Source organism: Aureivirga marina, assembly GCF_015767265.1.
Lineage (GTDB): Bacteria > Bacteroidota > Bacteroidia > Flavobacteriales > Flavobacteriaceae > Aureivirga > Aureivirga marina.
Genome location: NZ_JADPIB010000003.1, coordinates 182,357 through 196,095, shown reverse-complemented (window position 1 = coordinate 196,095; position 13,739 = coordinate 182,357). Strand labels below are relative to the sequence as shown.

Annotated in this window: 11 protein-coding genes; 7 read left to right on the top strand and 4 right to left on the bottom strand. The window is 25.2% G+C overall.

The features are described from left to right. Positions 1-57: 57 nt before the first annotated feature. The gene (gene ftcD / locus I1A51_RS07670) at positions 58-1,095 is read left to right on the top strand and encodes a glutamate formimidoyltransferase (RefSeq protein ID WP_196892695.1); all 1,038 of its coding nucleotides are present in this window, start codon (positions 58-60) and stop codon (positions 1,093-1,095) included. 29 nt (positions 1,096-1,124) lie between these two features. On the opposite strand, the gene I1A51_RS07665 is transcribed toward ftcD, so the two are convergent. From I1A51_RS07665 to I1A51_RS07655, 3 genes are all read right to left on the bottom strand, one after another. Beyond that, complete coding sequence (locus I1A51_RS07665) at positions 1,125-1,706, bottom strand: Maf-like protein (RefSeq protein WP_196892693.1); 582 nt, start codon at positions 1,704-1,706, stop codon at positions 1,125-1,127. A gap of 50 nt (positions 1,707-1,756) precedes the next feature. After that, positions 1,757-2,893, bottom strand: coding sequence for an N-acetyl-alpha-D-glucosaminyl L-malate synthase BshA (bshA, locus tag I1A51_RS07660; protein WP_196892692.1), 1,137 nt, complete (start codon positions 2,891-2,893; stop codon positions 1,757-1,759). 233 nt (positions 2,894-3,126) lie between these two features. Then, positions 3,127-3,972 (bottom strand): transketolase, encoded by an 846-nt coding sequence (locus I1A51_RS07655; RefSeq protein WP_196892691.1) that lies wholly within the window; start codon positions 3,970-3,972, stop codon positions 3,127-3,129. 305 nt (positions 3,973-4,277) lie between these two features. Between I1A51_RS07655 and I1A51_RS07650 the strand changes: the two genes are divergently transcribed. The 6 genes from I1A51_RS07650 (at position 4,278) to I1A51_RS07625 (ending at position 12,414) form a co-directional block, all read left to right on the top strand. After that, positions 4,278-4,694 (top strand): hypothetical protein, encoded by a 417-nt coding sequence (locus I1A51_RS07650; RefSeq protein WP_196892690.1) that lies wholly within the window; start codon positions 4,278-4,280, stop codon positions 4,692-4,694. 37 nt (positions 4,695-4,731) lie between these two features. Continuing rightward, positions 4,732-5,253: a DinB family protein gene (locus I1A51_RS07645; RefSeq protein WP_196892689.1), complete on the top strand. Its 522-nt coding sequence runs from the start codon at positions 4,732-4,734 to the stop codon at positions 5,251-5,253. A 125-nt stretch (positions 5,254-5,378) separates the two neighbouring features. Further along, positions 5,379-5,933, top strand: coding sequence for a TlpA family protein disulfide reductase (locus tag I1A51_RS07640; RefSeq protein ID WP_196892688.1), 555 nt, complete (start codon positions 5,379-5,381; stop codon positions 5,931-5,933). A 682-nt stretch (positions 5,934-6,615) separates the two neighbouring features. Further along, the gene (locus I1A51_RS07635) at positions 6,616-8,133 is read left to right on the top strand and encodes a sensor histidine kinase (protein ID WP_196892687.1); all 1,518 of its coding nucleotides are present in this window, start codon (positions 6,616-6,618) and stop codon (positions 8,131-8,133) included. A gap of 179 nt (positions 8,134-8,312) precedes the next feature. Further along, on the top strand, positions 8,313-10,217 hold the full coding sequence (locus I1A51_RS07630) for a sensor histidine kinase (RefSeq protein WP_196892685.1): 1,905 nt from the start codon (positions 8,313-8,315) through the stop codon (positions 10,215-10,217). 115 nt (positions 10,218-10,332) lie between these two features. Then, on the top strand, positions 10,333-12,414 hold the full coding sequence (locus I1A51_RS07625; protein WP_196892684.1) for an ATP-binding protein: 2,082 nt from the start codon (positions 10,333-10,335) through the stop codon (positions 12,412-12,414). 10 nt (positions 12,415-12,424) lie between these two features. Here I1A51_RS07625 and I1A51_RS07620 read toward each other — a convergent pair whose 3' ends face one another. Beyond that, the gene (locus I1A51_RS07620; RefSeq protein ID WP_196892682.1) at positions 12,425-13,717 is read right to left on the bottom strand and encodes an asparagine synthetase B; all 1,293 of its coding nucleotides are present in this window, start codon (positions 13,715-13,717) and stop codon (positions 12,425-12,427) included. Positions 13,718-13,739 lie beyond the last annotated feature (22 nt).

The following is a 13,739-nucleotide window of genomic DNA, read 5'->3' as shown; positions in this document are numbered from 1 at the left end:
ATAATATTCTCTTTTAATTTTTTATTTTTCGTGATACATTTGTTTTAAACAAAATTTATGAAACCTACACAACTAATAGAATGTATTCCAAATATCAGCGAAGGAATTGATGCGATAAAAATTCATCAAATTGCAAATGTGGTAACAGAACTTCCAAATGTTCGTTTGCTTGGCGTTGATATTGGAAAAGGTGCAAATAGAACAGTAATTACATTTGTTGGTCCTCCAAAAGAAATGGTAGAAGCAGCATTTAAATTATATCAAAAAGCAGTGGAATTAATAGATATGTCAAAGCAAAAAGGAACACATCCTAGATTTGGAGCCGTTGATGTTTGTCCTTTTGTTCCTATTCAGAATATTTCTTTGGAAGAGATAGATTTTTACGCAAAACAATTAGCAGAAAAAGTTGGTTCTGAACTTAAAATCCCTGTTTATTTATATGAATTTTCCGCTACAGAATCTGTAAGAACTAATTTAGCAAACAATCGAGCTGGACAATATGAAGGTTTAGAAGAAAAATTAAATAATCCGAAATGGATTCCTGATTTTGGATCTAAAAACTATAATGATTTTGTTCGAAAAAGTGGCGCAACAGTTATTGGAGCAAGAAAGATTTTAGTTGCTTATAATGTGAATTTAAAGTCAAAAGACAAAACAATTGCACATAAAATTTCACAACAAATCAGAGAAAGTGGTTATTGGGATACATCAGGAGAAAAAAAAGTAAAAGTTCCTGGAAAATATAAATCTGTAAAAGGTTTAGGTTGGTTTATATATGAATATGATTTTGCTCAAGTTTCTTATAATATCACAGATTATAAAGAAACTGCAATCCAGAAAGTTTATGAAGAAACTAAAAAACAAGCTTTAAAATTTGGTACAGAAGTAAATGGATCTGAATTAATTGGTTTGATTCCATTAGATGCAATTTTAGAAGCAAGTGAATTTTATCAAAAACAAGAAAATTTGGAAAATTTAAACCAAGAAGAAAAAATTGATTTAGTAATCAAAAATATGGGATTGGACAGTATTTCACTATTTAATCCACAAGAAAAAATACTAGATTTTTGTATCGCAAATGCTTATAAAAAATAAAAACTGGATTTTCATCCAGTTTTTTTATATCAAAAATTTAATAATTCTCTGTAAACTCTATGAACTGGTAAACCGACAACATTAAAATAACTTCCTTTGATTTTTTTAACACCAATTAAACCAATCCAATCTTGAATTCCATAACTTCCAGCTTTGTCATAAGGTTTATAAGTATCCAAATAAAAATCGATTTCTTCCGAAGAAAGTTTTTCAAAATGAACAACAGTTGTTTCCGAAAAGGTCAGTACTTTATTTTTCGATTTTAAACAAACAGAAGTAATTACTTTATGTTTTCTTCCAGAAAGTTTCTGAAGCATCATAAAAGCATCTTTTTTATCTTTTGGTTTTCCAAGAGCTTTCCCTTTTAACCAAACAATTGTGTCAGAAGTTACCAATATCTCATCATCTTGTAATTCTTCATCGAATGCAAGCGCTTTTAGTTCTGCTAAATAATTAGTGATTTCTTCTCCTTCTAATTCTTCAGGATAAATTTCTTCAACTTCTTTTGTTTTAACCGTAAAATCAATTCCTAAATCTTTAAAAAATTGTTGACGTCTAGGCGATTTCGAAGCTAAAATGATTTTTTTATTTTCAAGTAATTTTAAAGACATATTCTCTAAATTAAAATTGTAAAAAGTTCAAAGTTCTTAAATTTTTCAATTTATTTAATCAAAAACTTTTTTGCTCTTTTATATAAATCCTCATATTGAGGTAAAATTTCTTCCAAAGAAAAATTCGCTGCATGTTTTTTAGCATTGAATTTAAATTTTTCCAATCTATCTGGATCTTCCAACAAATAAACTGCATTTTTCGCCATGTCATCCACATCACCTAAATCACTTAAAAATCCTGTTACACCTTCAATATTTACTTCAGGTAAACCACCAGTATTTGTAGAAATCACAGGAGTTTCAGCAGCCATCGCTTCCAGAGCAGCAAGACCAAAACTTTCTGTTTCAGAAGGAAGTAAAAACAAATCCGTATAGCATAAAAGTTTATTTACTTCATTGCTATTTCCTAAAAACAACACTTTTTCACGGATTCCTAATTCATTTGAAAGTTCTCTTGCTTGTTCTCTTAAAGGACCATCACCGACCATTAATAATTTGGAAGGAATTTTCTCTTGCACTTTGGCAAAAATTCGGATTACATCTAATACACGTTTTACAGGTCGGAAATTACTGATATGTGTTAAAATAAATTCCGATTCATTTGCAAGATTAATTCTTTTACATTCTGCGTGTTCGATTTGTGGATATTTTTTAAAATCGATGAAATTATAAATTACTTCAATTTCTTTTCGAATATTAAAAAGACGTAACGTATCATTTTTTAAACTTTTAGAAACTGTCGTTACATAATCTGAGTTATTAATACTAAATTCAACAGAAGATTTATAATTTGGATGACTTCCAACTAAAGTAATATCTGTTCCGTGAAGTGTAGTAATTACTTTAATATCGATTCCTTTTTCTTTCAACATTTGTTTTGCCATATAGGCTGCATATGCATGTGGAATTGCATAATGAACATGTAAAATTTCAATATCATTATTTTCAATTACCTCAGCAATTCTACTAGAAAGTGCCAATTCATATGGTTGAAATTCAAATAAAGGATATTCTTTCACAAAAACTTCATGAAAGAAAATATTTTTAGAAATATAACCTAAGCGAACAGGTTGATTATATGTAATAAAATGAACTTCATGACCTTTTCCTGCTAATGCAATACCTAATTCCGTTGCTACGACACCACTTCCTCCAAAAGTAGGATAACATACAATTCCTATTTTCATTCTATAATTTGAGATTAAAAATATGTTTCTTAAAAAACATATTACAAAGTGAGACAATTCACTTTAATAAGTTACTAAAAAATTCTTTTTTTGGGTAAAACTAATTTTAAGTCTATGCTAAATAAGTTTTTAATTTATTGTCGAAAACAAAAAGATTACATTTCTTGTTTTAACAAAAAATTAAGAAATCGGAAAAAAAAATCCCGCTCTAAAGCGGGATTCAATATTAAGTTTTAATAGTCTCCTAAAGTTTCAGGATTTTGAGCTAATGCGATTTCTAATTGTTCATCACTTGGTGGTTTTCCGTGCCAAGCGTGTGTGTTCATCATAAAGTCTACTCCATTCCCCATTTCTGAGTGCATTAACACACAAACTGGTTTTCCTTTTCCTGTTAATGACTTAGCTTCATTCATTCCTTGAATTAAGCTTTCAATATCATTTCCTTTGTGAATTTCAACAACTGTCCAACCAAAAGCTTCAAATTTAGCTCTTAAATCACCTAAAGGAAGAACATCATCTGTTTCTCCATCAATTTGTTTTTTGTTATAATCTACTGTAGCAATAAGATTATCTACTTTTTTTCCAGCAGCATACATTGCAGCTTCCCAAATTTGTCCTTCTTGTAACTCACCATCTCCATGTAAACTAAATACTAAATGAGAATCTCCATTTAATTTTTTAGTTTCAGCAGCACCAACAGCAACACTCATTCCTTGCCCTAAAGACCCAGAAGCAATTCTAATTCCAGGTAAACCTTCATGAGTTGTTGGATGTCCTTGTAAACGAGAATCTAATTTTCTAAAAGTATTTAATTCATTTACAGGAAAAAATCCGACTCTAGATAACACACTGTAATAAACTGGAGAAATATGTCCGTTTGATAAGAAAAATAAATCTTCATTTTTCCCGTCCATATCAAAATCCGTAGAATAATCCATCAATTCTTTATATAAAACTGTGAAAAACTCTACACATCCTAGAGAACCTCCTGGATGTCCAGATTGTACTGCATGCACCATTCTAACTATATCTCTTCTTACTTGTGAAGAGAAATCTTGTAACTCTTGTATATTTGGCATTTTGTGTTGTTTTAATGAGAAGCAAAAATAAGAGTTTTCCTATACCTTTCAAAGAAAGAATTATTTTTATTTAATTAAAATTATAAATCATTAAACATTAAAAAAATAAACAGAAAAAACGCTCTTAATTAAATTCAAACTTCTATAGATTATATTATTTTTGGAATTTGATTTTTTAAAAAAAACTATGGAAAAAACTAGAAAATTATACAGTTGGAAATTATAAATTAGAGGAGAATGAACCTCTTTTTTTACATTATAAAAATGACTCTCGATATTTTAGTTCAAAACTAGAATTTAAATTATTGGTATTTAAAAACTATGAATTTAAAGCGATATTGGGAGGAACTAATCATTATGATTTAAGAGTATCTCATCGAATTAATTTTAAGATTAAAGGAATAATTCCAAGGCAAATTCAGGCATCAATCGATTTTTTAAGTTCAGAAAAAACATTTCAAAAATTGTATTCTGATGAATTTGAACAAAATCAAATTTCAAATACAGATACAGATTCTTTTCATATTTATTTAAAAGAGAATTATTCAAATAATGCATATCATTTCATAATAAATGATTTTAAAAAGAAACAAAATTTTGAAAAAGAACTTAATTCTCATTTAGAAGCAATTTACAATTGGATGGATGAAAAAAAATTACCTGATTATAAACAAATGGTTTCTAAAGGAATTTATAGTATGGAAATAGATTCAGAAAATTAATTCAATTTATATTTGACAAATCAAAAACTTAAAGAAAATGCAATTTAATTTGAATAAATCTATCGAGATTTTAGAGAAAACTCCAGCAATTCTAGAAACCTATTTAACTGAATTATCTGACGAATGGTTATTTATTAATGAAGGTGAAAATACTTGGAATCCATATGACATTGTTGGGCATTTAATTTTTGGAGAAAAAACAGATTGGATTGTTAGAATAAAAATAATTTTAAGTAAATCCGAATCTAAAATTTTTGAACCTTTTGATCGATTTGCTCAGTTAAATGAAGATCAAAATATTCCAATTTCGCAATTATTAAAAACGTTTTCAAAATTGCGAAGACAAAATTTGGAAGAATTAAAATCATTAAATATTTCGGAAAGTGATTTAAATTTAACAGGAATTCATCCAGAGTTTAGAGAAGTTACATTAAAAGAATTGATTGCGACTTGGGCAGTTCATGATTTGGGGCATATTGCACAAATTTCAAGAGTAATGGCAAAACAATACAAAGAAGAAGTTGGACCTTGGATAAATTATTTAGGAATTTTAAAGTAATAAAACTTAAACTTTAGCAAAAACTTATTCTTTTTTACAATTCCTAAAATCTCCTTTTTATATTTGTCAAGAACAAAAGATTTATACGACTATTAAGTTTATAAATTTGAAACAAAAGAAAAAGCATGTTTAAATTCAAAAAGAAATTTTCCATCACAGATATAATATTAATAGCGTTTATTGTATTATTGATAATTCCTTCAACAAAAGCAAAAATTCTGCAAATAATTTCATCATCACCTTCTGTTGAATCTGTGGGGGAAAGAAGAAAATTAGATACTTATAATTGGAATTTAAAAGGTGTGAATGAGGAAAATTTAAATTTTAATCAAACGAAAGAAAAGGTAGTTTTGGTTAATTTTTGGGCAACATGGTGTCCACCATGTATTGCAGAAATGCCAAGTTTACAGAAGCTATATAATGACTATAAAGATAAAGTACAGTTTGTATTTGTATCCAATGAAAATCCTGAAAAAATTAAATCATTTTTAAATAATAAAGGATACGATTTACCGATTTATTCAAGTTTAAGTAGAGCGCCTAAAGAATTTGAATCAAGTTCAATTCCAGCAACATTTCTGGTAGATAAAGCGGGATATATTGTAATTGATAAAAAAGGTTCAGCAGATTGGAATACTTCAAAAGTTCGTAAAACAATAGATGAACTTTTACAACAATAAATATTTAAAGTCTCATTTTAAAATGAGACTTTTTCTTTTCCTTTAATTTCATTTTTTATATTTTAACAATACTTCCCTTTCTTTAATTTAGTAATTCTTACAAAATGTAATTTCCAATCTTTACTTCTTATATTTGCGTTTCTATTTGTAAGAAAATGTCATTAAAAGAGAAAAACATTTATAATTATTCTATGTATTCATTAAATAAATTAAAGTTTATTTTATGTGTCCTAATTTTTAGTTTTTCTTTTGGGAAAAGTTTTGGTTATCAGAGTGAAAAGGAATTAAAAGTGATGAAGGATTCTTTAAGATCATGGCATAGTCAGATTACTTTTGAGAAGCAAAATATTTTTTTATCAATTAATAACTTCAAAAATTACAAGCAAAAAAATTTATTTTATTTAAATAAAATAAAGAATTTTTTCAAAGAAAATGACACTCTTTATCATGTATATCCAATTATTTTAAGATCTGCTTTATATGCTAATGATACTTTAGAATTTTGGAAATCTTATAAAAAATTAAAAAAATAAAAAGTCTTAAAAATGAAAGTTATTTAAAACTATCATTGGGACAGTATTATTCTTATCATTCCAAAAATTTATCAAAAGCATTAATTAATCTACACGAAAGTTTAAAGATTTCTGATTCAATAAAAAATTATAATAGAGTAATTCGATCTATGATAGAAATTGTATATGTCTATGAAAAATTAAATCAACCTTATCATTCCGAAAAGTTTATCATAAAATACCTTGATTTTTATAAAGATAAAATGAATTCTACACAAATTGCCTATATCTTTGAAATGCTTATTTCAAATTATATAAACATTGATAATTCTAAAAATGTAGATTTCATTCTCAAAAAAAGTTTGGATTATAAAAAAAATAATTCTGTATCATTTGCATTTTGGAAAATCTTTCATCGCGCTTTTTTATATTATTTGAATAAAAACGATTATAAAAAAGCAAAAATGTGTTTTGATGTGTATTCTTCAAAATATAAGAATATAAAAATTAAAAATATTTGGTTAAAAATGGAATCTGCATATTTAGATATTTTGGCTGGAAATGCAGATAAAAAAACATTAGACATGCTTTTTTCTTTAAAAAAAGAAGGTTTTTATCACAAATCCGATAAATATATTAGTATTTATTATCATAAAAAAAAGGAAAAAGAAAAAGCTAGAAAATATGGAATTTTATATAAAGAGAATCTTGAAATTAAAAATAAAAACTTACCTGAATATCTAAACGACCTTTTGTTTTTAGCGAAAGTTAATCCAGAAAATAAAGTTAATTATTTAAAGAAATATTTATTCCTTAAAAATAATTCTAATAAAACTATTTTAAAAGAAGAAAGGAGTTATTCAATCGAAAAACTTGAAATCAAATCATTGAAAGAAAAGTCTTCTTTTCTTTTTTATAAACAAAAAAATCTAAAAAAAGAACAAACTTGGCTCCTATTTCTTCAACTGACAATTGTTTTGATTTTTATTACTTCTTTTTTGATTTACAAGCAAAAATTAGACAACAAAAAACTTGCTTTAAAAATTCAAGAAACTAATTTAAAAAGAGAGTTTTTTAATCTTAGTTTGAGTCAACATGATTTAGTTATTCAAGAAAAAAACAAAGATAAATTACAAATTGCAAGCGAATTACATGATGGAGTTTTAAGTCGATTTTTTGGATTACGATTATTGATGAATTATTCCAATGTAAATTTAAATGAAACACAAGATAAAGAACTAAAAAACATCATTGAAGAATTGTATTCTATTGAAATGGAAGCTCGTGATTTATCACATAAATTGAATAAAAATTTAGAAGAATCTAGTTTTAATTCTCTGATTTTATATAGCTTAAAAGATATTTATAAAACAGAAAATATTTTATTAGAATCGAATGTTAATTGGACAAAATTTAATGATTCTCAAAAGGAAAATCTCTTCTTATTTCTAACTAAATTCTCTAATATTAATAAAGCAACAAATCCAAATAAACTGTCTGTAAAAATTGATTTTACAAATGATAATTTCCAATTAAAAATCCATGATAACGGATCTGTTTTCTCAAAAAGAAATTCCAAATTAAATAGATTAATTACTGAAATTGAAACGAAAAATGGTGAATTTAAAATCTCTTCTAAAATGAATATTGGAAAGGAAATTCAGATTTCTTTGACTAATTTTTCTTAATTCTTAAAAATTACTATATTCGGAATTCCATTCAAATAATAAAAATGCTATTTAAAAGGTTTTCAAATATTTACTATCATAAAACTTCTTTTCATTGGAAAGTATTTTTTTGTGTTCTATTTTTCAGTTTTCCCTTTGGAAAAAGTTATGGGTTTCAGAGTGAGGAAGAGTTGGAAGTGATGAAGGATTCTATTGTTAAATGGTATGATAATATCAAATATGATTTATCTTTTATAAACCCTCAAGATAATTATGAAACAAATAAATTTTATTATGATAAAATTAAGTCTATTTTTTACAAAAATGATACACTTTATAAATATTACCCTCTAATTTTAAGAGCAGCACTTAGAATAAACGATTCTACTTCATTTTTTAAAATCTTAAAAAAAATTCAAAAGTATGATGATAAAGAAATTAATTTTTTCATTCATAGGTGCTTAGGAAGATATTATAAATATAATAATCCAAATTATTCAAAATCAAAATATCATTTTAATGAAAGTATAATAAAATATTTAGATATCCATAAAAACAGCATAAACATTTATTCGATCCATAAAGAAATATGTGAACTTACAAATTTACAAAATCAACTAGGTGAATATTATGAATCTGAAAATCTCCTTATCAACTTTATTAAAAATAACAAATCAAGATTAAATAGTCAACGTTTAGGTCATTTATATTATCACCTCATAAAAACCTATATTCTATTAGATAATTCAAAAAATATTGAATTTTATATTAATGAATATGAAACTAATAGAATCTATTTAAACGATTTTTTTTATTTCAATTTATATCTAGAAGTATATGAATATTATATACAAAAAAAATCTTTTGATGAAGCTGATAAATATTTTATAAAAATTAATAATTATTTTAATACTTGTATTCACAGTAAAATTAGTTTTTCTTATATTGATTTAATAAAAAACGAAATAAGTGAAAGTGATATTAATTATTTAATTAAAGCTAAAGATAGTTTAAATTTAAATTATGGTCAATCATATAACAAGCTTAATAAATTATTAAGTGAATATTTTTATCAAAATAAAAAATATGAAATAGCAAAAAAATATGGATTAATTTATTATAATAATATCAGTAATTTAAATTTCAATCATGAGCAATATAAATTAAATAATCTTCTATTTATATCAAAAATAGATACTCTTAATAAAGTAAAATATCTTAATCAATATATTAAATTAAAAGATAATCATCATAAATTCATATTAAAACAAAAAAAGACTTTCTCAGGAGAACAATATCAAGTAGAGTTACTTAAAAAAAGAATTCCATCACTACAAAAACAACAAACCTCTCTAAAAAAAGAACAAACTTGGCTTCTATTTCTTCAACTAACAATTGTTTTGATTTTCGTCACTTCTTTTTTGATTTACAAACAAAAATTAGATAACAAAAAACTTGCTTTAAAAATTCAAGAAACAAATCTAAAAAGAGAGTTTTTTAATCTTAGTTTGAGTCAACACGATTTGGTAATTCAAGAAAAAAACAAAGATAAATTACAAATTGCAAGTGAATTACATGATGGAATTTTAAGTCGATTTTTTGGATTACGATTATTGATGAATTATTCCAATGTAAATTTAAATGAAATCCAAGATAAAGAACTAAAAAGCATCATTGAAGAATTGTATTCTATTGAAATGGAAGCTCGTGATTTATCACATAAATTGAATAAAAATTTAGAAGAATCTAGTTTTAATTCTCTGATTTTATATAGCTTAAAAGATATTTATAAAACAGAAAATATTTTATTAGAATCGAATGTTAATTGGACAAAATTTAATGATTCTCAAAAGGAAAATCTCTTCTTATTTCTAACTAAATTCTCTAATATTAATAAAGAATCAAATCCCAAAAAAGTATCTGTAAAACTGGATTATATAAATAAAAAGTTTGATTTAAAAATACAAGATAACGGATCTGTTTTTTCAAAAAGAAATTCCAAATTAAACAGATTAATTAAAAAAATTGAAAAGAAAAATGGCGAATTTAAAATCTCTTCTAAAATGAATATTGGAAAGGAAATTCAGATTCAATTTCAGTTATAAATTTTCTATTTCTTAAACAATTTTTTACATTAATCGTTATTCTTTAAAATTAAAGGATTATTTTGTGTTTTTTCATATATATTTGTTTTCCGAAGAAAAAAATAAACTTTAACCATTGAAGAAAAAATTACTTTTAATTTCCACCATCATAATACTATTTTTTCCGAAGTATTTTTTTGCTCAATATTCGGAGAATGATAGTATTCAAAAATGGTTTAAAATTGTTCGAGATTCCGATCGCTGTATAGATGAGCGTGAATCTTTTCTTCAAAAAATTAATGAAAAAGTTCAAGAAAATAATCACCTCTTCAAAAAATACAATAGTCATATTTTAGGTTGGAGTTTAAAATTAAAAGATAGTTCAATTTTTTATCAGAATTTCAAACGAATGTTTGAACTTAATTCTATCAAAAAAGACACTAACCGAATCGCAACTTTATACAGACTTGGAGCTAAAGCTTCAGATGTTTTTTTCAATTTTGATAGTGCATATTCCTATTTAAATAAAGCAGCTAGGAATTATCGATATCTAAATAAAAAAGAAATTTCATATACTTTAATGACTAAAATGGCTCGTGAAAAAATGAGAATGGGCGATTATGTAAAAGCGGAAAATATTTATATTGAAATTCTTAGAGAAAAAGATGAAAAATTAATTGAAGGTTTGAAATTTGATATTTATTGTGAATTAATAAAAATCAATGTAAAGCATGGAAATTATTTAAAAGCTTTCGATAATATTGATCAGCTTCAAAAAACTGTTGATACAAAAAAAGATAATTTTGAAACTAAAAAATACACCTATTCTTATTTTTATTACATTATAGGAAGCATTTATCGACAACAAAAAGATTATAAAAATGCTTTAGAATATTTTCAAAAATCTGTCGATAATTTATATGATGAAAAATTAAAAGTTGCTCTTCTGAATAAAAATTATGAAGAAATTGATTGTAAGTTTTATGCCTTTTATTTAGATCAATTGAGTTTTTTAAAAATGAAAAATGGTGATAAATCACCAGAAATTCTCAAAAATTTCCATCTTTCTACGGAAATCATCGATTTTTATGGTAAATATTGGGAATGGGATACTTATTTAGAGGAACGTAATAAATATTTATTACATATCGGAGAATATCATTTTTTAAATAAAAATAATGATTTAGCTTATAATTTCATCAAACAAGCATTAGATTTAGCACGAAAAACAAAACGAATTGAAGATAATTTATATGCATTAAAACTTCTTTCAAAAATTGATATTTCTAAAAAAGATATTTATTTAGCAGAATATTTACAACTTAAACAAAAAATCTCTGCTTTTGAAAAACATCATTCTGAGCGTTTTGTTGCAGATCAATTTAGAACAGAAGAATTAAGAAACAGAGCCATTTTATTAGAAAGTAGACAAGAACAACTTACAAATCAAAATAGAACAATTTCCTTTTATTTAGCATTTATTTTCGCTCTTTTCATTTTATATTTAATCTATACTCAAAAAATTAGAAACAAAAAATTAATGCTTCAGAATGAAAAACAAGAAATGAATTTACAGCTTTTTGCTCTAACAATTAAACTTTATCAAAAATTAGGAGAAGAGAAAAAACAAGAAAAACAACGAATTGCTAGTGAATTACATGATGGTGTTTTGAGTAGATTTTTTGGTTTAAGATTATTAATGAATTTTACAAATGTAAATCTAAATGAAGAAGATTATAAAAAATATAAAAGTATAATTGAGGATTTATATAAAATTGAAATGAAAGCTAGAAATATTTCTCATGAACTTAGTTTTGAAGCTGACGACGATATTAATCCTGAAGATATTTATGAAGATTTATTATTTGATGCATTAAATACCTATTTTGAGAATTGTAAATTAGAAATGATTTCTGGAGTTGAATGGCATAAATTAAGTTTACAATTCAAAGCAAATATCTTTGTTTTCTTAAAAGAAATAAATCGACTTATTTTTGAAAAAACACAACCATCAAAAATCTCATTAGAAATACAAACTCAAGAAAAAAAGTTAATTTTCATCATAAAAGATAATGGTACTTGTTTTACAAAAAAAGATTACGAATTAAAGAAAGTGAAGTTCCATATATCAAAATTAGGTGGAAAAATCTCAATTGAATCTAAAATAAATATAGGTAAAACTATCATTATAGAATTACCTATTCCTACAAAAAAATAATTATTTTTCTTTAAGTTTTTTGATGTTTTTTCTTCGCAGCTGGAAAAAGTACATTATTTAAAATCAAACGATAGCCAGGAGAATTTGGATGTAAATCTAACTCGGTTTTTGGATCTCCTACTCTATGCTTATAATCCTCTGGATCATGTCCACCATAAAAAGTAAACATTCCTTTTCCTTTTGTTCCATGAATATATCTTGCTTCTCCATTTGCTTTATGTTCACCCATCACCAAAATATTTGACTTAACTGTATTTCTATCAAAGGATGTTGTTTGTCCCATAAAACCTTTAACTAAAACAGTATGATTTTGACATAACATTGTCGGAATCGGATCCCATTTTGCAGAATAATCCATTAAAGAAAAATAATCTGAAGTTCTTGGAATTTTTCTTTTTCTTGTCATATCAATTGAAGAAAATTCATATTCCGTTGGATTTCTAGACAAAATAAAATCTTTAAAAGCAAACGTTTTTGTAAAATCAATTTTTGATTGGTAATTTTTTTCAGAAGGATCTCCATCAAACATTACCTCAGCAATATCCACTCCTTCAGCTGAAAGTGCAATATCAAAACTATCTGTTGCAGAACACATCGCAAACATAAATCCACCTCCAATTACATAGTCACGAATTTTCTTTGCAACTGCTAATTTTTCTTGAGAAACTTTATCATAACCTAATCTTTTTGCTAAAGCTTCTGAGTTTTTTTTCTGTTCAATATACCAAGGCATTGCTCGATAAGCTCCATAAAATTTCCCATATTGTCCAGTAAAATCTTCATGGTGAAGATGTAGCCATTCATATAAAATCAATTTATCATCCAAAACTTCTTCATCATAAATTACATCATATGGAATTTCCGCATAAGACAAAACCATTGTTACAGCATCATCCCAAGGAAGTTTATCTTTTGGAGAGTAAACAGCAATTTTTGGTGCTTTTTCTAAAGTAACAGCTTCCATATTTTTAGAAGGACTAGAGATTTCTGCTAAAATAGAAGCTGCTTCCGAATCATTAATAACATTATAAGTTACTCCTCTAATTTTACATTCATTCCTAGTTGCATCATTATCTTCTAAAAGAAAAGAACCTCCTCTATAATTTAAAAGCCATTTTGCTGTTCCACCATTTTGCAAAAACCAATAGGTTATTCCATAAGCTTTTAAATGATTCTTTTGCGTTTCTGCATCCATTGGTATTAAAATAAAAGAAGCAAAAGATTGTATAGAAAACAAAAAAGTGAATACCACCAAAATAGTAGTATTCACTTTTTTATACTTTGAACTAAAACTTAGTTTCATAGTTTTTTTATGTTTTATTAAT

Excerpts from the sequence above, each read along its gene's own strand:
- ftcD (WP_196892695.1), top strand. The coding sequence starts at position 58 with ATGAAACCTACACAACTAATAGAATGTATTCCAAATATCAGCGAAGGA.
- I1A51_RS07665 (WP_196892693.1), bottom strand. The coding sequence starts at position 1,706 with ATGTCTTTAAAATTACTTGAAAATAAAAAAATCATTTTAGCTTCGAAA.
- bshA (WP_196892692.1), bottom strand. The coding sequence starts at position 2,893 with ATGAAAATAGGAATTGTATGTTATCCTACTTTTGGAGGAAGTGGTGTC.
- I1A51_RS07655 (WP_196892691.1), bottom strand. The coding sequence starts at position 3,972 with ATGCCAAATATACAAGAGTTACAAGATTTCTCTTCACAAGTAAGAAGA.
- I1A51_RS07645 (WP_196892689.1), top strand. The coding sequence starts at position 4,732 with ATGCAATTTAATTTGAATAAATCTATCGAGATTTTAGAGAAAACTCCA.
- I1A51_RS07640 (WP_196892688.1), top strand. The coding sequence starts at position 5,379 with ATGTTTAAATTCAAAAAGAAATTTTCCATCACAGATATAATATTAATA.
- I1A51_RS07635 (WP_196892687.1), top strand. The coding sequence starts at position 6,616 with ATGATAGAAATTGTATATGTCTATGAAAAATTAAATCAACCTTATCAT.
- I1A51_RS07630 (WP_196892685.1), top strand. The coding sequence starts at position 8,313 with ATGAAGGATTCTATTGTTAAATGGTATGATAATATCAAATATGATTTA.
- I1A51_RS07620 (WP_196892682.1), bottom strand. The coding sequence starts at position 13,717 with ATGAAACTAAGTTTTAGTTCAAAGTATAAAAAAGTGAATACTACTATT.